This is a genomic window from Oricola sp., from assembly GCF_022763245.1.
GTDB lineage: Bacteria > Pseudomonadota > Alphaproteobacteria > Rhizobiales > Rhizobiaceae > Oricola.
Genome location: NZ_JALEGV010000040.1, coordinates 119588 through 142194 on the forward strand (window position 1 = coordinate 119588; position 22607 = coordinate 142194).

21 protein-coding genes are annotated in these 22607 nt (G+C 63.7%); 9 read left to right on the forward strand and 12 right to left on the reverse strand.

Annotated features, from left to right (window positions below; all coding sequences use genetic code 11):
- Window positions 1-211: 211 nt before the first annotated feature.
- Window positions 212-1756: a winged helix-turn-helix domain-containing protein gene (locus MRY80_RS17955; RefSeq protein ID WP_293292440.1), complete on the reverse strand. Its 1545-nt coding sequence runs from the start codon at window positions 1754-1756 to the stop codon at window positions 212-214.
- A gap of 191 nt (window positions 1757-1947) precedes the next feature.
- Here MRY80_RS17955 and MRY80_RS17960 point away from each other — a divergent pair, with 191 nt between their 5' ends.
- The 7 genes from MRY80_RS17960 (at window position 1948) to MRY80_RS17990 (ending at window position 9934) form a co-directional block, all read left to right on the forward strand.
- On the forward strand, window positions 1948-3315 hold the full coding sequence (locus MRY80_RS17960; protein WP_293292441.1) for an extracellular solute-binding protein: 1368 nt from the start codon (window positions 1948-1950) through the stop codon (window positions 3313-3315).
- A gap of 79 nt (window positions 3316-3394) precedes the next feature.
- Window positions 3395-4708 carry a sugar ABC transporter permease gene (locus MRY80_RS17965; protein WP_293292442.1) on the forward strand — a complete coding sequence of 438 codons (1314 nt, stop codon included), beginning with the start codon at window positions 3395-3397 and terminating at the stop codon, window positions 4706-4708.
- A gap of 9 nt (window positions 4709-4717) precedes the next feature.
- Complete coding sequence (locus tag MRY80_RS17970; protein ID WP_293292443.1) at window positions 4718-5545, forward strand: carbohydrate ABC transporter permease; 828 nt, start codon at window positions 4718-4720, stop codon at window positions 5543-5545.
- On the forward strand, window positions 5545-6600 hold the full coding sequence (locus tag MRY80_RS17975) for an ABC transporter ATP-binding protein (protein WP_293292444.1): 1056 nt from the start codon (window positions 5545-5547) through the stop codon (window positions 6598-6600). The genes MRY80_RS17970 and MRY80_RS17975 overlap by 1 nt, the downstream gene beginning before the upstream one ends.
- Window positions 6600-8072 carry a glycerophosphodiester phosphodiesterase family protein gene (locus MRY80_RS17980; RefSeq protein WP_293292446.1) on the forward strand — a complete coding sequence of 491 codons (1473 nt, stop codon included), beginning with the start codon at window positions 6600-6602 and terminating at the stop codon, window positions 8070-8072. The genes MRY80_RS17975 and MRY80_RS17980 overlap by 1 nt, the downstream gene beginning before the upstream one ends.
- A 59-nt stretch (window positions 8073-8131) precedes the next feature.
- Complete coding sequence (locus MRY80_RS17985; RefSeq protein WP_293292447.1) at window positions 8132-9124, forward strand: LacI family DNA-binding transcriptional regulator; 993 nt, start codon at window positions 8132-8134, stop codon at window positions 9122-9124.
- 9 nt (window positions 9125-9133) lie between these two features.
- Window positions 9134-9934, forward strand: coding sequence for an inositol monophosphatase (locus MRY80_RS17990; RefSeq protein ID WP_293292448.1), 801 nt, complete (start codon window positions 9134-9136; stop codon window positions 9932-9934).
- A gap of 48 nt (window positions 9935-9982) precedes the next feature.
- Here the strand turns inward: MRY80_RS17990 and MRY80_RS17995 are convergent, their stop codons facing one another.
- The 7 genes from MRY80_RS17995 to MRY80_RS18025 all read right to left on the reverse strand — a co-directional run bounded on the left by MRY80_RS17995 (window position 9983) and on the right by MRY80_RS18025 (window position 17823).
- Window positions 9983-11128, reverse strand: coding sequence for an iron-containing alcohol dehydrogenase (locus MRY80_RS17995; protein WP_293292449.1), 1146 nt, complete (start codon window positions 11126-11128; stop codon window positions 9983-9985).
- Window positions 11125-12510 (reverse strand): aldehyde dehydrogenase family protein, encoded by a 1386-nt coding sequence (locus MRY80_RS18000; RefSeq protein WP_293292450.1) that lies wholly within the window; start codon window positions 12508-12510, stop codon window positions 11125-11127. Before MRY80_RS18000 ends, MRY80_RS17995 begins: the two co-directional genes overlap by 4 nt.
- A gap of 2 nt (window positions 12511-12512) precedes the next feature.
- Complete coding sequence (locus MRY80_RS18005) at window positions 12513-13889, reverse strand: glutamine synthetase family protein (RefSeq protein WP_293292451.1); 1377 nt, start codon at window positions 13887-13889, stop codon at window positions 12513-12515.
- Window positions 13890-13910: 21 nt separating this feature from the next.
- Window positions 13911-15233, reverse strand: a complete 1323-nt coding sequence (locus MRY80_RS18010) for a TRAP transporter large permease subunit (protein ID WP_293292452.1) — start codon at window positions 15231-15233, stop codon at window positions 13911-13913.
- Window positions 15233-15850, reverse strand: coding sequence for a TRAP transporter small permease subunit (locus MRY80_RS18015; RefSeq protein WP_293292453.1), 618 nt, complete (start codon window positions 15848-15850; stop codon window positions 15233-15235). Before MRY80_RS18015 ends, MRY80_RS18010 begins: the two co-directional genes overlap by 1 nt.
- A 75-nt stretch (window positions 15851-15925) precedes the next feature.
- Window positions 15926-16984, reverse strand: a complete 1059-nt coding sequence (locus tag MRY80_RS18020; RefSeq protein WP_293292454.1) for a TRAP transporter substrate-binding protein — start codon at window positions 16982-16984, stop codon at window positions 15926-15928.
- Window positions 16985-17049: 65 nt separating this feature from the next.
- Entirely contained in the window at window positions 17050-17823 is a 774-nt protein-coding gene (locus MRY80_RS18025; RefSeq protein WP_293292455.1) for an SDR family oxidoreductase, read from the reverse strand.
- 217 nt (window positions 17824-18040) lie between these two features.
- On the opposite strand from MRY80_RS18025, the gene MRY80_RS18030 reads away from it, so the two are divergent.
- Window positions 18041-18889 (forward strand): helix-turn-helix transcriptional regulator, encoded by an 849-nt coding sequence (locus MRY80_RS18030; protein WP_293292456.1) that lies wholly within the window; start codon window positions 18041-18043, stop codon window positions 18887-18889.
- A gap of 22 nt (window positions 18890-18911) precedes the next feature.
- Here the strand turns inward: MRY80_RS18030 and MRY80_RS18035 are convergent, their stop codons facing one another.
- Complete coding sequence (locus MRY80_RS18035) at window positions 18912-19727, reverse strand: N-formylglutamate amidohydrolase (protein WP_293292457.1); 816 nt, start codon at window positions 19725-19727, stop codon at window positions 18912-18914.
- A 122-nt stretch (window positions 19728-19849) separates the two neighbouring features.
- On the opposite strand from MRY80_RS18035, the gene MRY80_RS18040 reads away from it, so the two are divergent.
- Window positions 19850-20695: a MurR/RpiR family transcriptional regulator gene (locus MRY80_RS18040; protein ID WP_293293026.1), complete on the forward strand. Its 846-nt coding sequence runs from the start codon at window positions 19850-19852 to the stop codon at window positions 20693-20695.
- A 38-nt stretch (window positions 20696-20733) separates the two neighbouring features.
- On the opposite strand, the gene MRY80_RS18045 is transcribed toward MRY80_RS18040, so the two are convergent.
- Genes MRY80_RS18045 through MRY80_RS18055 form a run of 3 tightly spaced genes read right to left on the reverse strand, consistent with a single transcriptional unit; the run spans window position 20734 to window position 22604 of the window.
- Entirely contained in the window at window positions 20734-21048 is a 315-nt protein-coding gene (locus MRY80_RS18045; RefSeq protein ID WP_293292458.1) for an antibiotic biosynthesis monooxygenase, read from the reverse strand.
- A 45-nt stretch (window positions 21049-21093) separates the two neighbouring features.
- Entirely contained in the window at window positions 21094-22215 is a 1122-nt protein-coding gene (locus MRY80_RS18050) for a TonB family protein (RefSeq protein WP_293292459.1), read from the reverse strand.
- Window positions 22212-22604 carry a biopolymer transporter ExbD gene (locus MRY80_RS18055; protein WP_293292460.1) on the reverse strand — a complete coding sequence of 131 codons (393 nt, stop codon included), beginning with the start codon at window positions 22602-22604 and terminating at the stop codon, window positions 22212-22214. Before MRY80_RS18055 ends, MRY80_RS18050 begins: the two co-directional genes overlap by 4 nt.
- Window positions 22605-22607: the final 3 nt, after the last annotated feature.

A 22607-nucleotide genomic window follows, 5' to 3' on the forward strand; every position in this document is an offset into this window, starting at 1 on the left:
TCCGACACAAGGGATTTCATGGTGCTTCTCACACTGCAACACCGGCACTCCCCCATCGTCCGGGCTTTCTCGCTCCGATTGCAGATGCCCCAACTCAGGGCTTTAACTGAATGCCATCTGGTAAATCATGAATCAAATGTGAAATGTGGGAAGATGAGCAGGTTTCTTTGCTTTCGAATACAGCCCGATTGAAAACTCGAGGCTTTTCCAATCAGGCGCTCAGTCCGTATCGGGGGAAAACCTGCTGAACCAGAGATTGCAGCGTCGGGGCCAGGAAGGGCAGCGACGCGAGAAAGCTGGTCTGGTCGAGACCATGATGCAGTCTCGAGATTTCACGGGCCTCCTCAACGGCGGCGGACACCTGTCCGTCGAGGTCCAGAGCCATCATCGTGGCGACGCGCTCATTGACGGAGCGCCAGGCGAATTTCCGTGTCTTCTTCGCCGCTTCCGCTGCCTTGCCGAATTGCCCAAGCGACATTTCGATCAGCGCAAGGGTCAGGAAACTCGTGTGATTGTAGGGGTCGATCGGGTTGAGGGCCAAAGCGGTCTCAATGGAGATTCGGGCGGATTGCGGGTCGCCGGCCATCACCTGCATGCGGGCAAGATCGGAATGCGCCGCCGAATAGCTCGGCGACAGGTCGATCGTGCGCTGCAATCGCCCGAAGCCCTCCATCGGATCGCCCTGCATGAGGTCCATGCGCGCCAACATCAGATTGCAGTAAGGATCGAGCGGATCGACCTCCACCGCAGCCCTGGCGATAGCAAGTCCCCGATCTGCGGCCTCCCTTGCTCCGTCCTCCTGCAGGTAGGCGAGCAGGAAATCCGCGTTGGCCAGACCGGCCCGGGCCCGTGCGAAACCCGGCTCCAAAGCCAGCGCCTGCTCAAAGTGCCGCCTCGCCTCCTCGTGCCGGCCAAGATCGGCGGAGTGCACTCGCGACAGGCCGAGGTGAAAATGCTCCCAGGCGTTCAGCGAGGCAGGCGCCTTGGAATGCGCCCGTTCCAGTTCGCGCGACGAGATGTTGGCGTCGATCTCGGCCGCGAGCTTGCGCACCACGTCCTGCCGCATCTCGTGAATTTCCCCCGGGCGCAGCGGATAGTGTTGGCGCCAGAGCGCCTCGTCGGTCGTCGTGTCCGCCACCTCGACCGTGACGTGAATCCGGTCCGCCACGAGCTCGAGGCTTCCCGAGACGCAGTATCGCACGTTCAACCGCGCGCCGACCTCGGCTGGCGTCAGCGCGAAGGAGGGAAACTGGAACGACGAGCCGCGCGCGATGACGAAGAGCGACCGCAGTTTCGAGAGGGCCGTGAGAATGTCGTCCGGAAGCGCTTCCGCCAGAAACGCCCGCGGCGGCTCCTCGCCAACGATGCGAAACGGCAGCACGGCCACCGACGGGCGTCCGGCCCTGACATCGATCTTCGTGTCGGTCTCGTCGACCGTCGCGACCTCGACTGTCGCGTGCTGCGCCAATGTCACGGCCCCGACGAATTTGACGCCACGGCCATAGACGGTTTCCACCAGGTCCCGGCCGATGGCCACGCGCAGCGAGCGGACGGTGACGGCGATCGCGGAGTCGGAGATCGCTCTCCCGCCCCACACGTTTTCGACCAGTTCGTCCTTGCCGACGAGGCGATGGCGGTTCTCCAACAGGTACTGTAACAGCGCGAGCGGCTGCGCGCGCAGGGATAGGACCTGCCCCGCCGACGTCAGTTCGAAGCGCTCGCTGTCGAACTCCATGCCGTTGAAGAAGTAACGCATGACGTCCTCATACCACATTATTGCGACGGTTCGAGGAAGGCTTCTCGGCACGGTCGTTCACTTCTGGGCGCGTGTCACACGAATTTCCCGCGAAGGTCGTCAGGACGTAATACCAGCGTCACACAGCCCCACTAGAGAGGCGTTGCACACGTGTGCAAAGTCAGACTCACCTCCAGCTTCCGGGGATCATCATGACCATCATGAAGAAGACGACGACGCTCGCCATTGCGAGTGCGCTGCTATCCGCCACGGTGTTCGGCGCCATGGCCGAAGACTACACGATTTCTGTCTGGGCCGGCGGCTCGGGCGAAGAATCCGATTACCGCGTCAAGGCGATCGAAATCGCCGCCGACCTCTACGAGCAGGAAGCCGCCATCCGCGGCGAAGAGGTCAACATCACCGTCGACACGCAGCTCTTCAGCGGCTGGGACGACTTCAAGCAGGCCGTGACGCTGGCCGCCGAATCCGGCACCGCGCCGAACATCATCGTTTCCGGCCACGAAGACATCGGCCCCTGGGCCCAGGCGGGCATTCTGCGTCCGATGGAAGACTATGTCGATTTCGACGCCTGGCCGCTCAACCAGGTCTATGACAACCTGATCCAGGTCTCCTCCTTCGACGGCAAGATCTGGGGCATCCCGCAGGACGCCGAATCCCGTCCCTTCTTCTTCTGGCGCAAGAACCTCGAAGGCATCGGCTATTCGGCCGAAGAGATCGACGCGCTGCCGCAGAAGATCCTCGACGGCGAATACACGCTCTACGACATGCTCGGCGACGCCAAGAAAATGCAGGAAGCCGGCCTGGTCGACGACATGAAGGGCTTCATGCCGCGTCCGTCCAACGGTCCGGACTACTGGCAGTTCTACCAGAGCTTCGGCGGCGAGATGGTCGATGCCGAAACCGGCAAGCTCGTCTTCGACAAGCGCGCCCTCACCGACATGTACCAGTTCTTCGTCGATGCCGTCGAAATGGGCGTCGTTCCGGCGACCTATCTGGGCGGCGACTGGGACACGTGGCACGGCAGCGTCTCCGCCGGCAAGGCGGGCGCATGGCATGGCGGCACCTGGCATTACGCCCAGTGGACCAAGAAGAACGGCCTCGACGATTTCTTCGGCAACATCGTCTACACGCTGATCCCGGCCGGCAATGAAAACGGCCGCGCCAACTCCATCACCCACCCGCTGGTCTACCTGCTCTCGACCACCGGTTCCGACGATGACGCCGCGCTGTCGGCCGATCTCGTCTCGATCGCGTCCGAGCCGCGCATCAACGCGCTGCATGCGATGAAATCGAGCCACCTGGCGATCGGCAAGGAAGAGCTGAACGTTCCGCTCTACGCCGAAAGCCGCTGGGCGACCGAGGCCACCAAGAACCTGCTGCCGCACGCCAACGCCCTGCCCAACAGCGCGGATTTCGGCGTTGTCTGGACGGCGATGTTCAAGGGCCTGGAAGCGTCCTGGACGGGCGTCTCGTCGGTTGAGGACGCGGTCAACGCCGCCGAACAAACCGTCGGCAACGCGCTTGGCGACAAGGTGGTCTACCGCAACCACGGCATGTAATCCTCAGGTGTGAGCGAGGCGCCGGGCGGAACCCGTGTCCGGCCGGCGCCGATCAAATCCCCACGACCGGAACCAAGTCATGCGATCCAGAACCAGCGGATTGGGCCTGCTGCTGATCAGCCCGGCCATGCTCCTTCTCGCCATCTTCTTCTTCACGCCGGCACTGCTGACGGGCGTTTTCTCGTTCACCAACATGAGCAGTTCCACCGGCATCAGCGGCGGCGCCTACGTCGTCACGCCCAATCTTCTGAAGGCCCTGTCGGCGCGCGGCATGCAGCCGGCGACGATCGAGGCGCTGGAAGAGGCAAGCTACAGCGTCGATGCGGACGGTCTGGCCGCCGCGCGCGCCGCGGATGTCGATCCGGCGTTCCTCGACGAAATCGAGGCGCGATATGCCGGCCGCGCCTACGCGACGGATTCCGACTTCCTCGCCGCGCTGAAAGACCTGCCGAGCCGGCCGCGGCGCATCCGCGATCTCAAGCTCGCCATGGAGCCCTTCACCAAGTCCGTTCTGAATGTGCGCTTTGCGACGGAGGAACTCGCGCGCACGGCGATCGCCGAACGCGTCGCCGGGATTTCCGACGACGAGATGGCGACGCTTCTCTCGGAGAGCTACACGGGCTGGGTCTGGACGACCGAGAATTTCGGCAAGCTCTTCGCCGGTCACGAAACCTGGCGGATCATCGCCAACACCATCTTCTACGTCGCCACGACCCTGACTCTCTTCAACGTGACGCTGGGCCTGTTCCTGGCCGTCACCACCTTCTACCTGCCCAAGAAACTGGGCGCGATCTTCACCGTGATCTGGCTCTTGCCGCGCATCACGCCGGTGGTGCTCTACGCCATCATGTGGAAGTGGTTCACATGGGACGACGGCTTCGTCGCGGTGCTCGCCGGCGAATTGGGCCTGCCGTCGTTCAACTACATGAAAGGCTCGGTGACGTCGGCCTGGACCATCGTGATCATGGTCAACGGCTTCATCGGCGCGTCCTTCGGCATGATCCTGTTCTCGGGCGCCCTGCGGTCGATCCCGATCCAGCAATTGTGGGCCAGCGAGGTCGACGGCGCGACGCGGTGGCAACAGGTGCGCTACATCATCCTGCCGCAACTGCGCTGGCCGATCCTGTTCGTGACGAGCTACCAGACCCTGTCGCTGCTGACCTCCTACCAGGAGATCTGGCTGACCACGAATGGCGGCCCCGGCAGCACCACCACGGTCTGGGCGCTGGAGTCCTTCCGCACCGCGCTCTTCAACTACAGCGGCAGCCTGCAGTACGGGCTCGGCGCGGCCATGGCGCTGTTGCTTGTCGCGGTCGGGCTGATGCTCTCGATCATCTATCTGCGGCTGTTCCGCTTCGGCGAGCTGGTCACCCAGCCGAAAATCGAGTTCTAGGAGCCGCCGATGACCCGCAATTTCAGCATCTGGCCGGTCGTCCTGATCCTGCTTCTGATCAGCGCGCCGATCGTCATCATGTACAGCTATCTGGCGCTCGGCACCGTCACCACGACCGAGCCCGGCGACCTGCTTCCGTCGAAGCTGGCGCTCGACAATTGGCGCTTCCTCTTCGACACGAGCACGGCAGCCGGAAACATCTGGATCGCGACGCTGAACACCTTCGTCTTCGCCGCATCGATCATGGTGATCGTCCTCACCGTCTCGGCGACCGGTGGTTATGCGATGTCCCGGCTCAACCTGCCGTTCAGGCGCTTCGTCCTGTCCGGCATCATGGTGATGCATGCCTTTCCGTCCGTCACGCTCATCATCGGCGTCTTCCTGGTCCTGCAATTCACCGGGCTCTACGACACGATGATCGGCGTCATCCTCGTCAAGGCGTCGCTGATGCTGCCCTTCGGCATCTGGATCATGAAGGGCTTCTACGACGCCGTGCCCTGGGAGATCGAGATGGCCGGCGTACAGGACGGCGCAAGCCGCTTCACCGTGTGGCGCAGGTTGATCCTGCCGCAGGTGCGGGCCGGCCTTGTCGCGCTCGGCCTGTTCGCCTTCCTGGATGGCTGGGGCGAATACGTGCTGCCACGCATTCTTGCGCCCACCAACGACTTCCGGGTCCTGTCGATCGTCCTCGAACTCGTCGGCAACCCCGACCGGACCAATTACGACTTCGATCTCTTCAAGACAGTCGGCGTTTTCTACACCCTGCCCGTTCTGGTGATCTTCGTGTTCTTCCAGCACCGGCTGATGGACATTTTCGGCGGAGGCACGAAAGGCTGATGCAAATCACACTCAAGAACTTCACCAAATCCTTTGACGGCAACGTCGTCATCGACCGGATGAATCTCGAAATCCGAGACGGCGAGATGCTCGCCCTGCTCGGCCCGTCGGGCTGCGGAAAATCGACGACGCTTCTCGCGATCAGCGGCATCCACAGGGTCAATGGCGGGCAGATCCTGTTCGGCGACAGGGATGTCAGCAACCTGCCGAGCCAGAAGCGCAACGTTGGGGTCGTGTTTCAGAATTACGCGCTCTATCCGCACATGAACGCCTACGAGAACATTGCCTTTCCGCTGCAGGTGCGCGGCCAGTCGAAGACGGAAATCGAGAAGGCTGTCGGGCAGATCGCCGCCCTCACCCACATCGAGCCCTACATGTCGCGCCGCCCGGGACAGCTCTCCGGCGGGCAACAGCAGCGCGTGGCGCTGGCACGCGCCCTGGTGCGACGCCCGGACGTCCTTCTGCTCGATGAACCGCTTGCCAATCTCGACGCCAAGCTGCGCCTCGAAATGCGCTCCGAGATCCGCCGAATCCAGCAGGAGACAGGCATCACGGCAATTCTCGTCACCCACGACCAGGTCGAAGCGATGTCCATGAGCGATCGCATCGCCATCATGGATCAGGGCGAGATCATGCAGATCAGCACGCCCGACGACATGTACCGCAATCCCGTCAACCGGTTCATCGCAGGCTTCATGGGCAATCCCCCGATCGTCATGGTGGACGGCCGCGTGGAGGGAACTGCTTTCGAGACGACATCCGGCTTCCGCCTTCCGCTCCCCGGTCGCCTGGGCGGTCTGAAACACGGCCGCCCCATCTCCATCGGCATCCGCCCGGAACATTTCGGCAGCACGGGAGCCCACACCGTCGCCGGCACCATCAGTTTCGTCGAGCCGCAAGGGCGCGAGTCGCATTTCGACGTTCGCGTCGGCGAAGGCGTGGTGCTGCGCTCGATCCAGCCCTCACGCAGGGATGTCGCGGTCGGCCAGCCGGTCGAGTGGCCGATCGACATCGAGAGCACGCTTGTCTTCGACGAGCAGGGAAAGACGCTGTGATGGACCGCGACACGATCCGCTATCCCTGGCGCGGGCGCACCGACGGCAAGCCCCGCGTCATCGCGCATCGCGGGGCATCGGCCCATGCGTTCGAGAACACGCTCCGCGCCTTCACGGTCGCGGCCGAACTCGGCGCCGACATGTGGGAAATCGACGTCCATCTGACGCGTGACGGTGCAGCCGTGGTGAGCCACGATTCAGGCCTCGAGCGCATGTTTGGCGCGAAGGGTGAAATCGCCGATCTCGACCTCGCCGAGTTGCGGCGTCGGGCACCGGACCTCCCGACCCTCGACGAGGTGATCGCGCTTGCCGCGAAGCTCGACCAGGGCCTCTACGTCGAAATCAAGGCGCGCGGCGCGGGTGCCGTCGCCGCCCGGCAAATGCAGGCCGCCGGCTTTGGCGATGCGGTGATCGGCAGCTTCTCGCTGGAGGAAGTGCGCGATCTGGCCGATGCGCACTGCCCCTATCCGCTGGCCATTCTCGTGCCGCTGGGTGTGGATCCGTTCGACTGGGCGGAACGGTCCGGCGCGGACATCATCCATCTGTGCTGGGAGCGTGGCGGCGAACGGCCGCAGGATCTGGTCACACCCGACCTCATGCGCGGGTCCGAGGAAGCGGGCCTCGGGATCGTGCTCTGGCACGAGGAACGCCGCAGCGTGCTCGACGACATCGAGGCGCTCCCGGTTCTCGGGATCTGCACCAACAATCCGGAAATGATGGTGCGCCTCGACGATGCGCGTGCGCTCGGCATCCAGGCCGTCTGCCATCGTGGCGCCAATCGCTTCGCCCCGGAAAACACCCTCGCGGCAGCCCGGCTGAGTTTCGAACAGGGTGCCGACTATGTGGAGGTGGATGTTCGCGAAAGCGCCGATGGCGAAATCATCGTGATCCACGACCCGACCGTCGACCGCACCACCAACGGCTCGGGCCGCGTCATCGACATGACCGCAGCAGAATTGCGCGCGCTTGATGCCGGGACATGGTTCTCGCCTCATTTCAGCGGCGAGCGCCTGCCATTGCTCTCGGACGTGATCGAACTCGCGCAAGCCTACGGGCGGAAGCTCTATATCGAGAACAAGTCGGTTCCCGCCAGGAAGCTAGTCGATTTCGTTGAGAGCAAGGGCTTTCTCGCCAATTGCTTTTTTTGGTCCGGCAATCCGGCTCTGCAGGAAGGCACGCGATCGGTCTCCGTGGACGCGCCGATCAAGTCGTCGCTCTGCGACTATCCCGACATCGCTGCGCTGCGGCAACATCTTGCCCCGGCGATCGCAGAGATCCTCTATGAGGACTACGAGAACAATGTCGAGGCCTGTATCGAGGCCGGCCTCACACCGATGCTGCAGTATTTCGGCCACGACCCGGCGGTCTTCGCCCATATCGCGACATTGCGCCCGCCGATGATCAATCTCGATCGCGCCGACCTGTTGCTTAAGGCATGCCGCACCGACGATCATCCGGCGTCGATATCTTGAGGGTGCGATTCGCCTTGGACGATCGGGACAAACGGGGAAAGACGGTCACGTCTGTAGATGTGGCAAAGCGTGCCGGCGTGTCCCGCTCGGCCGTTTCGCGGACGTTCACGGCCGGCGCCAGCGTCGCGCCTGAGACGCGGGAACGCGTCATCGCGGCCGCGCACGAGCTCGGCTATCGGGTGAACATGCTGGCCCGCAGCCTGTCACAGAAGCGGACCAACCTTGTCGCCCTCGTGGTCTCCGACATGGATCACTCCTTCCGGGCCGCGGTGATCGACCAGTTGGCGCGCAAGCTCGTGCGGCTGAACTACCGGCCATTCATGCTTCCGACCGATCCCAGGCAGGACGTCTCGCATCTGATCGACATGATGCTGCACTACAACGTGTCCGGCGCCATCGTCACGTCGGACACACCGCCGGCGGAAATCGCGGAGGAATGCGCCGCCCATGGGGTTCCGCTTGTCCTGGTGAACAAACAGCCGATGGACGGCGCCGCCAACGTGACCCTCGATTCCGACAAGGTCGGCCGGCTGGCCGCGACAGCCCTGAAGAGGGCCGGCTGCAAGCGTGTTGCCCTGGCCAGCCAGAAACGCCCTTCCCACTCGATCAACCAGCGCAAGCAGGCCTTCATGCGCCACTGCCCGGAGCTGGGACTGGATTTGGTGGGAGACTTCCAGGGGGCCGCCCAGAACTATGACGGCGGCGTGGAGGCTGCGGACGCATTTCTTAATGCGCAAACGGCCGCCGACGGCGTCTTCTGCGTCAACGACTATCTCGCGCTCGGCTTCCTGGACCGATTGCGCCACGGCAGCGACATCCGCGTTCCGGGGGATTTACGGGTCGTCGGTTGCGACGACATCGCCGAGGCGGCCTGGCTGAGTTACGACCTGACGACCATCCGACAGGATTCAGGCCTGCTGACTGACGCGGCCGTCGATGCCCTCGTCTCGCGCATCGACGACCCCGAAGCCACGCCCCTCAACACGGTCATCGACGTGAAACTGGTCGAGCGCGGCTCGACCGGCAGCATTCACGTCGGCGATGCCGGATAGAAAGCCCACATGAACCCTTCCGACACGTCGAACACTTGCGGCGCGCGCTTTGCCGTCGCTGAGCACCTCATTCGCGACGCCGGCCGGATGGCGCTCGACTATTTCGACCGCTACCAGACGCTCGCCATCGAGGAGAAATCCAGCGGTCAGGACATCGTCAGCGTCGCCGACAAGGCCGTCGAAACCTATCTGAGCGAGCAGATCCGGCGCCGTTTCCCCGATGACGCGATTGTCGGCGAGGAACATGGCGGCATAGCCGGCGCGTCCGGCTTCCAGTGGATCATCGACCCGATCGACGGCACCGGCTGCTTCCTGCACGGATTGCGGTCATGGAGCGTGGTGATCGCGATCCTCGATCACGGCACGCCGGTCGCCGGGCTGATCCTGGAACCCTGCGCCAACCGTCTCTACTCCGCTGAGCGCGGCTCCGGCGCCTTCTGCGACGACGCGCCGATCCGGGTCGATTCGATGACACCATTCGACGCCGGCCTATTCGCCGTAGGTGCCAGCCTCCCTGAACAGAGCGCGCATATCGGCTCGATCATCGCCGGCATCCTGGCCAATGGCGGCAGCTACATGCGCAACGGATCGGCGGCGCTGTCACTCGCCCATGTCGCGGCCGGCCATTATCTCGGCTTCTACGAACCGGTTCTCAATGCATGGGACTGCGTCGCGGGCCTCTTGATCGTCTCGGAAGCAGGCGGAGAGGCCGACGACTTTCTGGCAGGAGGCGACATCACGGCGAAGCGGCCATGCTTCGCCGCCTCGCCCCGGGTCGCGCCGGAATTTCGCGCGATTATCGGGACGTAGAGGCGGCTGATAGTGAGCGCCCGCCCCTTGGAAGCGCGGGCACCCGGATCAGATGGTGGCCTCGAAGAGCGCCCTGACATTTTCAGCGGTGAGCGTCACAGGATTTCCCCCGCAGGACGGATCGTCGAGCGCCATCGGCACCAATTCGTCCAGGCGTGACGTGTCGACGCCCATGTCCGACAGTTTCTTCGGAATGCCGAGCGAGTCGCACAATCCGGCGACAAATGCACGGAAACCGTCGAAACCGCCATCAATGCCGAGATACGCCGCGGCGCGCTCGATACGCTCCTCGATTTCCGCACGGTTGAGATCGAGCACGGCGACCATGACCACTGCGTTCGTCGTGCCGTGATGCGTGTTGTAGACCGCGCCGATCGGATGCGAGATCGCGTGGATCGCGCCGAGGCCCTTCTGGAACGCTACGGCGCCCATCGAGGCGGCCGCCATCATCTGGCCGCGGGCCTCGATGTCCGACCCGTTCCGGTAGGCGCGAGGCAGATATTCCTTCACCAGCCGCATGCCCTCCAGGGCGATGCCCTGGCTCATCGGGTGGAAAAAGGGCGAGCAATAGGCTTCCAGGCAGTGGGCGAAGGCGTCCATGCCGGTGCCGGCGGTGATCTTCGGCGGCATGCCGACCGTGAGTTCGGGGTCGGCGATCACGACCGACGGCAACACCTTCGGATGAAAGATGATCTTCTTCACATGGGTTTCGGAATTGGTGATGACGCTGGCGCGACCGACTTCCGATCCCGTGCCGGCCGTCGTCGGCACTGCGATGTTCGGCGCGATCCCGTCGGGGTCGGCACGCGTCCACCAGTCACCGATATCCTCGAAATCCCAGATCGGGCGGGTCTGGCCGCTCATGAAGGCGACCATCTTGCCGAGATCGAGCCCCGAGCCGCCGCCAAACGCGATGACGCCGTCGTGGCCGCCTTCGCGGAACACCTTCAGTCCCGCTTCGAGGTTCTTTTCCGTCGGGTTTGGATCGACCTCGCAGAACATCGCGCCGCCGAGGCCGGCAGCGGACATGAGCTTCAGCGTGCGGTTCGTGATCTCCATCGCGGCAAGCCCGCGATCGGTGACGAGCAGCGGCCGTTTGATGCCGGCGGCAGCGCAAGCCTCGCCGATCTCGGCGATGCGGCCTGCGCCGAAGCGGATGGCGGTGGGGTATGACCAGTTGGCGGTGAGGCTCATTTCGTTTTCCTGAGATGGTAGGATTTTGGCCGGGTCAGGTTGTGGAAACCGATGACGGACAGAGCGCCGCCGCGCCCGGTTTCCTTGCAGCCGGTCCAGCAGAGGGAAGGATCGAGATAGTCGGCCCTGTTCATGAACACCGTCCCGGTCTCGATCTCGCGGCCGACCCGCGCGGCGCGCGCCGAATCCTGCGTCCAGAGCGATGCTGTCAGGCCGTATTTGCAGTCGTTCATCAGCGCGAGAGCCTCCTCGTCGTCCCTGACCGACATGATCCCGACCACGGGACCGAAGCTCTCCTCGCGCATGACCTCCATGTCGTGCGTCACGTCGACGAGAATCTGTGGCGCGAGATATGCGCCACCATCATCGGCGGGAAACAGCGAAGGATCGACCAGCCCGCGCGCGCCCTTGGACAGCGCGTCGGCGACCTGGCCGCGAACGGTCTCGGCGAAACGCTTGTTCGCCATCGGACCGATCGTGGTCTCGGGATCCAGCGGATTTCCCAACTTCAGCTTTGATGCCCAAGCCGTTGCTTTCTCGACAAATTCGTCGAACAGGCTTTCGGCGACATAGATCCGCTCGATGCCGCAACAGCACTGGCCCGAATTGAAAAGCGCCGCATCCATCAACACGTCGACCGCCCAATCCAGGTCGGCGTCATCCATGACGTAGCCCGGATCCTTGCCGCCCAGTTCGAGGCCGAGCGGCGTGAAGGTGCCGGCTGCGGCGCGTTCAATTGATCGGCCGCCAGCGACCGATCCGGTGAAATTGATGAAGTCGAAGGCGCGCTCTTCGATCAGCGTCTCGGTCGTCTGATGGTCGAGAAACACATTCTGGAAGAGGTCTTCCGGAACGCCCGCGCCGACAAAGGCGCGCACCATGCGCTCGCCGGCCAGCAGCGTCTGCGTGGCGTGCTTGATCATAACGGCATTGCCTGCGATCAGGGCCGGCGCCACGGTGTTGATCGCAGTCAGGTACGGGTAGTTCCACGGCGCGATGACGAACACCACGCCATGCGGTTCGCGCTCGATACGGCGTTCGAACCCGGCACTGTCCTCGGTCACGATCGGCGCCAGCGCATCCGCGGCGATACCCGCCATGTAATCGGCGCGTTCCTTCACGCCGCCAAACTCGCCACCATAGCGCACCGGACGGCCCATCATGTGAGCGAGTTCGACGACAACTTCGTCGCCCATCGCCCCCAATGCTTCCACGCCGGCCAGGACCAGCGCGACACGCTCGTCCAGCGGCTTGGCCGCCCATTTTTTCTGGGCTGCGCGTGCGCGAGCGACCGCGCCCCTGACCGACTGCGTGGCCATGACCGGACGTTCGGCGAAAACCTCGCCGTCAATCGGCGAGAGGCATTTCAAGGCATTGGACATGTCTAGGACCTTTCGAAACCGCGCGCGATTTCCCAATCGGTGATGCGGCGGTCATATTCGAACTGCTCCCACTCTGCGGCGTGGACATAATGATCCACGACATCGTCGCCGAGAGCGGCACGCAGCATCTTCGAGCGTTTGAGTGCGACCGCGGCGTCGCGCAGGGTCTTCGGGATTTCGCGCGCGCGCCGGGCGGCATAGGCGTCGCCGCGGAACTCCGGCTCCAGCTCATACTTGCCCTCGATCCCGGCGATGCCCGCGGCAAGCTGAGCTGCGAAAGCGAGATAGGGATTGAGGTCGGAGCCGCCCACACGGCATTCCACCCGCAGCGCCTTGGTGCCGCCACCGCAGATCCGGTAGCCGGCCGTGCGGTTGTCGCGGCTCCAGATCGCCTTGGTCGGCGCGAATGTGCCTGCCTGGAAGCGTTTGTAGGAGTTGATGTTCGGCGCGAGGAAGAAGGTGAACTCCCAGGCATGCCTCAGAAGGCCCGCGAGATAGTAGCGCATCGTTTCCGACATGCCGTCCGGGTCGCCGCCGCCCTCGTCGTAGAACTCCGGCCGCTTGCCGTCGGCAGTCCACAGCGACTGATGCACATGTGAGGACGAGCCAGCAGCAGTGTAGTCCCACTTGGCCATGAAGGTCGCGGCGCGCCCGTTCGCCCAGGCGATCTCCTTGACGCCATTCTTGGTGATGACGTGATTGTCGGCCGCCGTCAGCGCGTCGGCGTATTTGACATTGATCTCCTCCTGCCCGGCCCAGGCTTCGCCCTTGGAGTTCTCGACCGGAATGCCGGCGCCGTAGAGGCCGTTGCGGATCGCCCGCATGACGGTCTCTTCCTTGGCGGTCTGGAAGATGTGGTAGTCCTCATTGTAGGCGCTGATCAGGTTGAGGTCGCGATAGCCCTTGGCATGCGCTTCCTCGAAACTCTCGTGGAACAGGAAGAACTCCAGTTCCGACGCCATCATTGCCGTCATCCCCATCTCGCGGAGCCGGAGAAGCTGCTTCTTCAGCACCGCACGAGGCGAGACTGGGATGTGTTCATGCGTGGCGTGATCGACGAGGTCGCACAGAACCAGCGCGGTGCCCTCCTGCCACGGAATGCGGCGCAGGGTGGACATGTCCGGGATCATCGTGTGATCGCCGTAGCCCTTCTCCCAGCTTGCGGTCTCGTAGCCGGGGACCGGCTCCATCTCCATGTCGACCGTCAGGAGGTAATTGCAGCAATGCGTCTCGTCCTTGGCGCTCTCGAGGAAATGCTGCGCATGGAACCGCTTGCCCATCAGACGGCCCTGCATGTCCGTATGGGCGGCGATGACCGTGTCGATCTCTCCAAGATCGACCGCGGTCTTCAGTTCCTCAAGCGTCATCATGCCCGGCATCGGGTTCTCCGTATGTGTCGATTATTTGTCATAGACATAGTCCGGCAGCCACAGCGCAATCTCCGGAAAGACCATCACCACCGCCAACGCCAAGACCATCACGAAAACGAACGGAACGATGGAGCGGTAGATATCCATGATCCCGATTTCCGGTGGCGCCATGGCCCGCATCAGGAACAGGTTGTAGCCGAAGGGCGGCGTCATGTAGGCGATCTGGCAGGTGATCGTGTAGAGCACGCCGTACCAGATCAGGTCGAAGCCCAGCGCCCTCACGAGCGGGACGTAGAGCGGCGCGACGATCACCAGCATGGCCGTGTCGTCGAGAAACGTTCCCATCACCAGGAACGAAAGCTGCATGAGGATCAGGATCACCCAAGGATCGAGGTGCAACTGACCGACGAAGAGATCCTCGATCGCCCGCACCGCACCCAAACCATCGAAGACGGCGCCGAATGCAAGGGCTGCGAGGATGATCCACATGAACATGCAGGAAACCGCCAGCGTCTGGCGCACCGACACCTCGAAGACGTCGCGGGTCATCCGGCCCTTGATCACGGCAGCGGCAAACGCCGTCATCGCCCCAATCGCCGAACTCTCCACCAGCGAAGTCCATCCGTTGACGAAGGGCACCATCATCGCGATGAAGATGACAAGCGGAAGCAGCCCTGCGCGCAGAAGACGCAACTTCTCCGCCATCGACACGTCCCGCTCGTCCTTCGACAGCGCAGGTCCGAGGGACGGTTGGAGTTTGCAACGGATGGCGATGTAGATGATGAACAGCCCCGCCATCATCAGGCCCGGGAAGACGCCGGCGAGCCAGAGCTGACCGACCGGCTGGCGGGCGATCATCGCGTAGAGCACGAGGACGACGGATGGCGGCACGAGGATGCCGAGCGACGAGCCGGCCTGGATCACGCCGGTGACCATCTGCTTGTCGTAGCCGCGTTTCAGGAGCTCGGGCAGAGCGATCGTCGCGCCGATGGCCATACCGGCCACCGAAAGGCCGTTCATGGCCGAGATCAGAACCATCAGACCGATCGTGCCGATGGCGAGCCCGCCGTTGATCGGCCCCATCCAGACATGGAACATCTTGTAGAGGTCGTCGGCGATCCGGCTCTCCGACATCACGTAGCCCATGAAGATGAACATCGGCAGCGTGAGCAGCGGATACCAGTTCATCAGCTTGATGCCGGCGGAGAAGGGTATGTCCGATCCACCCGTTCCCCACAGAAAGAAGGCCGAGACGGCGGCGACGAAACCGATCGCGGCGAAGACCCGCTGCCCGGTCAGCAGCAGCAGCATCATCGACGAGAACATCAGAAGGGCAATGAGCTCGTAGGACATCAGGCGGCTTTCCCGTCGGTTTCAGGCGTCAGGTAGCGTTCGATGTCCTTGAACAGCTCGGCAACCGACTGCATCAGCATCAGGAGAATCCCCGTGATCATGACCAGCTTGACCGGCCAGAGCGGCGGCCGCCAGACGGAGCGGGATCGCTCCAATACCCCGATCTTCTCGGCTGCTGCGTCAGGTCCTCCGGTGAAGAACGAGCCGACCAGTCCGGCAAGGAAGCTTGGCGCGTCCTGGGTAAAGTTGCCGAGCGAGTAGGCGAAGGAATTGAGACCGCCGAAGAGCAGGAAGAACAAATAGACAATCAGGAAGAACACGGTGAAGCAGTCAACGAAAGCTTTGCGCCGGAAGCTCAGATTGCCGTAGATCAGGTCCATGCGGACGTTGGATTCAAGTTGCACCGAATACGGCCCGCCGAACATGTAGTAGGCGACCATCAGGAACTGCGCCGTTTCCAGCGTCCAGAGCGAGGGCCGCATGTTGGGCATCGTCTTGGTGAAGGACGACCACAGCAGAACCGCTATCATGACGAAGATCAGATACATGGCGAAACGCCCGACCCGATAGTTGAAGGCTTCGACCCATCGAACATAGGTCGCCATGAATTTGCGCATCCTGTCGTCCTGCCTTTCCCCGGTCAAAACAGAACCGGCCCCATTTTCCAGGGGCCGGTTTCGCATGATCCCTGATTAGCTGCGGCTGTAAGGATAGCCGGCGCTGTTGATCACCTTGCGATAGTGGCGGAAGATATCAACCAGTTTGGCTTCGAGTTCGCCTTCCTGAGCGATCTCGTCCCAGAAGCTCTCCGCCGCGTCTTCGACCTGAGACCACTCGTCCTGCGGGATCGAGGTCAGTTCGAGCTTGTCGCCTTCGGCGCGCAGCTTCGCCTCGCCGCCCCAATACCACTGGTTGCGGTAGAAGTGGCCGCTCTCGACGCACGACATGACCAGCTGCTTCAGTTGATCCGGCAGGTCCGCCCAGCGCTGCTGGTTGACGAAGAACGAGCCGATCCAGGCACCCGAGATGTTGTTGGTCAGGAAGTAGTCGGTCACGTCGGCCCAGCCGACGGTGTAGTCCTCGGTGATGCCCGACCAGGCCATGCCGTCGAGCTCGCCCGTCTGAACGGCGACTTCGGCATCCTCGTAGGGAATGTTCACCGGCACCACGCCGAACTGCGCCAGGAAGCGGCCGGCCGTCGGGAAGGTGTAGAGGCGCAGGCCGTCGAGATCGGCCAGCGAGGTGATTTTCTTCTTGGTGTTGAAGTTGCAGGGGTCCTGCCCCGCAGCCGACAGCCACTTGACGCCAACCTTGGCATATTCCTCGTCCCAGATTTCCGCGAGACCGTACTGCTTGAACAGAACCGGCACGTCGAGCGCGTGACGGGTGGCGAGCGGGAAGTAACCGCCGAACTGGCGAACCGGGGTCGGCGAGGCCATGCTGTCATCGTCGGAATGCACAGCGTCGATCGTACCGCTCTGCAGGGCGCGGAAGAGTTCGCCGGTGGGGACGAGTTGGTCGGCGTAGAACAACTCGACTTCCATTTCGCCGTTGGCCGCGGTGTTGATCGCGTCGACGATCGGCTTGGTGACGTGCTGGCCGAGCGTGGTTCCCGCATAGGTCTGGAAGCGCCACTTGATCGGGGCCTGGGCCTTGACGATCGCCGGTGCCGCTAGCGTCGTCGCGCCTGCGGCGGCAGTCATGATACCGGCGTTTTTCAGGAACCGGCGCCTGGATGCGTTTCTTTCCATAGTCTTCTTCCTCTGCTTCGACAAAGAGTTGCGGGACCTGAATGCAGTGCTCCCCGATCGTGTTTTCAGGTCCCCACCAGCATTCCATTATCGACAAACAGCGTTTCGCCGTTGACGAAGCTGGATTCGGGGCTTGCGAGAAACAGTGCCGCTTGCGCGACTTCCTCGGGCTCGCAGATGCGGCCCTGAAGCTTGATGATGTCGTCCTCGGTCACGTCCACGCCGAGTTCACGCAGTTCCTTCAATTCGCGCAATCCGTGATCGGTGCGGATGAAGCCCGGGCAGACCGCGTTGCAGCGGATGCCCTCGTCCCGGTACTCGATCGCGATCGCGCGGGTGAACATGTGGCAAGCCCCCTTCGAGGTGCAGTAGAGCACCTCCTTGGGCGTCCCGGCCACCGCGGAGATGGAGGAGGTGTTGACGATCGTGCCCTGTCCGCGCGCCAGCATCACCGGCAGGACGGCGCGCGTCATCAGGAACATGGACTTGACGTTGACGCTCATCATCCAGTCCCACTCGGCCTCGGTCGTGTCGAGAAACGGCTTCACGATGACCGTGCCGGCGTGGTTGTAGAGGGTGTCGATCCGCCCGTCGAAGCGGTCCTTGATGGTGGCGACAGCCGCCTCGACCTCGTCGGCTTTGGACACGTCGCACTTGACGAAGAACGCCTTGCCGCCCTGCGCTTCGATTTCCGCCGCTCGCTGCTGACCGGCCTCGACCTGGATGTCGACGACGGCGACATGAGCACCCTCGCGTGCAAAGAGGCTGGACGCCGCGCCACCGGCGCCGGCGGCGCCTCCGCTGACAATCGCGTTCCAGCCTTCCAACCTACCAGCCATGCGCCAAGCTCCCTTTCGTCTGTTCGGACCGTTGCCAGCACGGAAGCGTAAGCGCTTTGCGCGGCTGCGAACCATTCCCTGAAAGGGTAGGCGCGAATAGTGCTGGATTGTTATGCCGCATACCCCCTAAGGTGTAGAGGCTTGGCTGCGCTGCAGCATTGCGGCACGATCGTGCCATGCGCGAAACGGACAATTCGAGCAGATTCGGGGCTCTGCGATGGACCATCCGATAGGCAACGTCGCGTCGATCGCGCGGGTTGACGAGTTTGCGCGCATCATGGCCGCGCTGGACACGACGGCCCTGCCCTCGCTGCTGGTGACGTTCCTGCGCAACACGGTCGATTTCGAGCATGCGCCGATCTTCGGCTATCCGCCGGGACGCCGTCCCGTCTTCCTGTTCGACGGCTTCTCCGACAGCCAGAAACACTCTCTCATCGCGCCCTATCTGCAGGGCACCTATCTGGTCGATCCGTTCTTCAAGGCGTGCCAGGACAGTCTCGAACCCGGCCTGTACCGCATGCGCGACCTTGCCCCCGACGAGTTCTACGCGCAGGTCGGCGCACATCCGGGATATGTTTCGCCCTGCGTCTCCGACGAGCCGGGCTATCTGGCGGAAGAGATCGGCTTCTTTGCCCGCAACGCCCATGGCGCCTACATCGTCGTCTCCCTGATGCGACCGCACGACGCCTCGCCGTTCAGCGAGTACGAACTCGACAGGCTGCGTGAAATCGAACCGCTGGTGCAGACCGCGATGGCGCGCCACTGGCAGGGTCTCGGCGGAAACCCGGCCAAGCCCGCGGCGCCCGGCTGCCTGTCGGATTATGTCGAGCACACGCTTGAGACCTTCGGGGAACGCGCTTTGACGAAGCGCGAACAGGAGGTCGCCCAGATGATCCTGCGGGGCCATTCCTCGGAATCGCTCGCCCTGCAGCTCGGCATCTCGGTCGCCACCGCGAAGATCCATCGCCGGAACCTTTATGCAAAGCTGGGCGTTTCCTCCCAGTCGGAACTCTTCGCGCTGTTTCTGGACGTCCTGTCGGGCGCTCCCGTCAGCGATCCGGCCTGAGCCACCAGCAAAGAGCCAGCTTCTACCCATGCCGCTGTCCCATTCGTCCGCGACCGACCGGATGAGCGCAAGCCTCCAATGCACGCTCGATGATCTTCGCCAGCGTTTCCGCGACATGCCCGGCACCGGCGACATCGCCGACGAGATCGTTTCGAACCTCGATCATCACGTTCAAGAGGCCGGACGGCAGCGCATGCTGCTTCAACGTGTGTGTTACGCCGTCCTGCGGCCCATAGGGCTCGTTGAGCGCCGTCTTCATCGACGTGAACGCCGGCGCCGCATCGAGCATGGCGCGGGCGAGCCGGTCGTCGGCGTCGTGCAGAAGTCCGAGTTCGACCTTGCGGCTGACACCGAAGAAGACCGGAGCGAAGCTGTGGATCGTTACGATCGCCGGGCGCTCGGGGCCCTTGCCTGCAATGGTCTCCGCGAGCAGAGCCCTGAACGGCTCGTAGACCGCGTCGATGCGCTTGCGGCGCTCCGCTTCCGTCAGATTCGCATTGGCCGGCGCCTCGATCAACTCGCTCCTGGCGGGGATCGCGTCGGGCGCCTCCGGCGGGCGGTTGCAGTCATAGACCAGCCGCGACACGCGCGAAGCGACAAGCGGCGCATCCAGCAAACCGGCCAGTCCGGTTGCGACGGACAGTGCGCCGATGTCCCAGGCGGCATGGGAAAGCCGGTCGTCCTCGCGCAGGCCCAGCCCCGCCATGCTCTTTGGCACGAAGGCGCTCGCATGTTCGCAGACAAGCACGATCGGCGCTTCACCGCCCGGATTGATCACCTCGGCGGCTGGTTCCTCGGACGGCGCGAGCACCGTGGCGTTGTGTGCGGAAACACCCATGCGTACAATTCATTACAAAAAAAAATCTTCTGTCAATATCGTTTCAGTAGACAATGTTACGGGCAGCGGATAGCCCGGGACGGAAAGGAGCGCGCGTGAGCGACACTCAGCCATCGGTGAAGATGCGCATCCGGGAGCGCATGGACACGCTGACGCCATCGGAGCGGCAGCTCGTGTCCGTCTTGCTGCAGGACTATCCGGTCGCCGGATTGGGTTCGATCACGGAACTCGCCAAACAGGCCGGCGTATCGACACCGACGGTGATCCGCACGGCGCGCAAACTGGGCTTCGAAGGCTTTCCGGACATGCAGGGCGCGATCCGCGAGGAAATCGCCGCCCAGATCAAGGAACCGATCTCGCGCCGCGATGCCGGCCGCGCCAACGCCCGCGACGACCATACGCTGAACCAGTTCGCCGACGCTGTGTCGGCCAATATCCGAAACACGCTTCAGCGCCTCAATCCGGACGCCTTCGACACGGTCGTGAAGCTTCTGGCCGATCCGAAGCGCGACGTCTATCTGGCCGGCGGGCGCATCACGCGCTCCAACGCCGACTATTTCTTCAACCACCTGCAGATCATCCGGCCGAACGTGACGCTGCTCAGCCAGACGCCGAATGTATGGCCGCAATACCTGCTCGACATGGGTCGCAAGTCGGTCCTCGTCCTGTTCGACATCCGCCGCTACGAGTCGGACCTGGCGAAGCTGGCCAAGCTGGCGCATGACCGCGATTGCACGATCGTGCTGTTCACCGACCAGTGGGGCTCGCCGATCAGCCGGCTTGCCGACCATTGTTTCCACGCGCTGGTCGAAGCCCCGTCAAGCTGGGACTCCACCATCGCGATCATGCTGATCGTGGAAGCGCTGATCGCCGACGTGCAGGCCGCACGGTGGGAGGATTCCAAGGGCCGTATCGAGGAACTGGAATCGATGTTCGGCAAGACCAAGCTGTTTCGAAACCAGGGCTGACGGCCAAACGCCGCGCCCTGATCCCGCGGGACTGGCCCCTATTCGTCGACCACGGCGACGAAGCCCTCGAAATTCGGGTGTCCGGCATACATGCCCTTGTTGTTGCCGGCGTTCTTGTGGGCATTGCGGAAATTGTCCGACCGGGTCCAGTCGATGAAATCCTGCTCGCTCTCCCAGATCGTGTGGGACGCATAGAGCGTGGTCTTGGCTTCCTCGTCGCGGGGGCCTTTCAGGAGATGAAACGACCGGAAACCAGCCATCTCGGCGAGGCTGGAGTTACGGTTGCGCCAGACGTTCTCGAAGGCCTCTTCGTGGCCTTCATTGACGCGAAACCGGTTCATTGCGACATACATTTCTGCTTCCTTTCCTGTGAAACTGGGGATCCGACGGGGCTGCGCTCAGCGCCTGACCTCGATCGGAATGACGAAACTGCGTTGCGCGCCGGCCGGCGGCGGCGGGAACGGCGCGGAGCGCCGGACATGGTCGAGGGCGACCTTGTCGATGGCGGCCGAGCCCGAACTCGCGGCGAGCCTTATGCTAGAAAGCCGTCCACTCGACGAGATCGAGAAGCGCACCCGGGCGACGCCGGCACCGCCCGCGCGCTGCTGGCGTGTGCGGCGGATCTTGGAATAGACCTTGCCGGGATAGTTCGAGGCATTGGCATTGCCGGCGGTCCGGGCCTTGCCGTCCTTCTGCGAGCCGCCGGTCTTCGCCTTCTGCGTGGTGCGGCCCGACGCGTTTCCGGCGCGGGCGTCGCGGCTGGCGTTGCCGCGGGCGGATTGAACGGCGGCCTTCTTGGCAACCTGCCTCTTCGGAGGGGCCTTCTTCTTCACGTCCCGCGCCTTCGTCTCGGCGAGATTGCGGGCGTCCTCCGGACGCGGCGGGCGGGCGACGGGGATCGGAACGGGTCGTTCTTCCGGTTCGGCCTCGACGGTTTCCGTGATCTGGGCCGGCGCGAGCGCGGCGACCTCGGTCGCCTGGCTCGGCGGGGCCGTTTCGGCGGGCTTGACGGGTGACGCCTGGAGCGGCGCCAGTTGCGGCTGCGCCGGTTCAGCCGCGGGCGCGGCGGGAGCGAGCGCCGGCTTTGCGGGGTCGGGACGCGCGGTCTCGACGAAGGGCATGTCCGCTGCGGGCGTGTTCGTCGCGGCAGGCGCGGCCTGCGCTTCGGTCGCGGGTGCGAGCGCTTCCCGGACAGGCGGCGGCGCCTGAACGGGCACCGGCCTGACGCTGGCGACCGTCAACGGACGCGTCGCCTCGATCGGCTCGCTCACCGAGGGTTCTGTCATCTCGACGGATGGCGGCGACGGCTCGACCGTCGAGGTCTCGGCGGGTTGGAGCCTGTCGCTGCCCTGCAGAAGATCTTCGAAGCCCGACCCGAGCGCGGCGATCTCGGCGGTGGTTCCGCCCTGTATCAGCGCGGGAGGATCCGAAGGCGCGACGGCCATCGCGGCGGCGAAGTGCACGCCCAGCGAGGCGACAACCGCGACCCAGACGCGCAGGGCGCGACGCGAGGTGATCATTCGAGCCCCCTTTCGGTGACGATGAAGACGCGCTGCGCGCCCTCCCTGCGCAGATCTTCGGCGATTTCGATCAGCTTTGTCGCGGCAAGCGCCCGATCCGGCACGATGCGGATCGCCGGTTCCTCGTCCTGACCCAGTTGCGCGACGATGCCCGCGGGATCGGTCGCTTCGCCGCGCCAGGTGATGGTTCCGTCGGCGTGGATGACCGCCGCGTCCGGCGGTTCGCGGCCCTCAAGCCCCGCCGTGCGCACCAGGGAAAGATCGCTGTCCAGCGGCGGCGCGAGCGTGCCAGCGATGAGGAAGAAGATCAGCATCAGGAAGACGATGTTGATCAGCGCGATGGTCGGCTCGGCCTTCTTGCTGCCCGAGGATGCCGCGGCAAGTCGCATGTC

Coding starts and splice junctions, on each gene's coding strand:
- MRY80_RS17955 (WP_293292440.1), bottom strand. CDS start 1,756: ATGCGTTACTTCTTCAACGGCATGGAGTTCGACAGCGAGCGCTTCGAA.
- MRY80_RS17960 (WP_293292441.1), top strand. CDS start 1,948: ATGACCATCATGAAGAAGACGACGACGCTCGCCATTGCGAGTGCGCTG.
- MRY80_RS17965 (WP_293292442.1), top strand. CDS start 3,395: ATGCGATCCAGAACCAGCGGATTGGGCCTGCTGCTGATCAGCCCGGCC.
- MRY80_RS17970 (WP_293292443.1), top strand. CDS start 4,718: ATGACCCGCAATTTCAGCATCTGGCCGGTCGTCCTGATCCTGCTTCTG.
- MRY80_RS17975 (WP_293292444.1), top strand. CDS start 5,545: ATGCAAATCACACTCAAGAACTTCACCAAATCCTTTGACGGCAACGTC.
- MRY80_RS17980 (WP_293292446.1), top strand. CDS start 6,600: ATGGACCGCGACACGATCCGCTATCCCTGGCGCGGGCGCACCGACGGC.
- MRY80_RS17990 (WP_293292448.1), top strand. CDS start 9,134: ATGAACCCTTCCGACACGTCGAACACTTGCGGCGCGCGCTTTGCCGTC.
- MRY80_RS17995 (WP_293292449.1), bottom strand. CDS start 11,128: ATGAGCCTCACCGCCAACTGGTCATACCCCACCGCCATCCGCTTCGGC.
- MRY80_RS18000 (WP_293292450.1), bottom strand. CDS start 12,510: ATGTCCAATGCCTTGAAATGCCTCTCGCCGATTGACGGCGAGGTTTTC.
- MRY80_RS18005 (WP_293292451.1), bottom strand. CDS start 13,889: ATGCCGGGCATGATGACGCTTGAGGAACTGAAGACCGCGGTCGATCTT.
- MRY80_RS18010 (WP_293292452.1), bottom strand. CDS start 15,233: ATGTCCTACGAGCTCATTGCCCTTCTGATGTTCTCGTCGATGATGCTG.
- MRY80_RS18015 (WP_293292453.1), bottom strand. CDS start 15,850: ATGCGCAAATTCATGGCGACCTATGTTCGATGGGTCGAAGCCTTCAAC.
- MRY80_RS18020 (WP_293292454.1), bottom strand. CDS start 16,984: ATGGAAAGAAACGCATCCAGGCGCCGGTTCCTGAAAAACGCCGGTATC.
- MRY80_RS18025 (WP_293292455.1), bottom strand. CDS start 17,823: ATGGCTGGTAGGTTGGAAGGCTGGAACGCGATTGTCAGCGGAGGCGCC.
- MRY80_RS18030 (WP_293292456.1), top strand. CDS start 18,041: ATGGACCATCCGATAGGCAACGTCGCGTCGATCGCGCGGGTTGACGAG.
- MRY80_RS18035 (WP_293292457.1), bottom strand. CDS start 19,727: ATGGGTGTTTCCGCACACAACGCCACGGTGCTCGCGCCGTCCGAGGAA.
- MRY80_RS18040 (WP_293293026.1), top strand. CDS start 19,850: ATGCGCATCCGGGAGCGCATGGACACGCTGACGCCATCGGAGCGGCAG.
- MRY80_RS18045 (WP_293292458.1), bottom strand. CDS start 21,048: ATGTATGTCGCAATGAACCGGTTTCGCGTCAATGAAGGCCACGAAGAG.
- MRY80_RS18050 (WP_293292459.1), bottom strand. CDS start 22,215: ATGATCACCTCGCGTCGCGCCCTGCGCGTCTGGGTCGCGGTTGTCGCC.
- MRY80_RS18055 (WP_293292460.1), bottom strand. CDS start 22,604: ATGCGACTTGCCGCGGCATCCTCGGGCAGCAAGAAGGCCGAGCCGACC.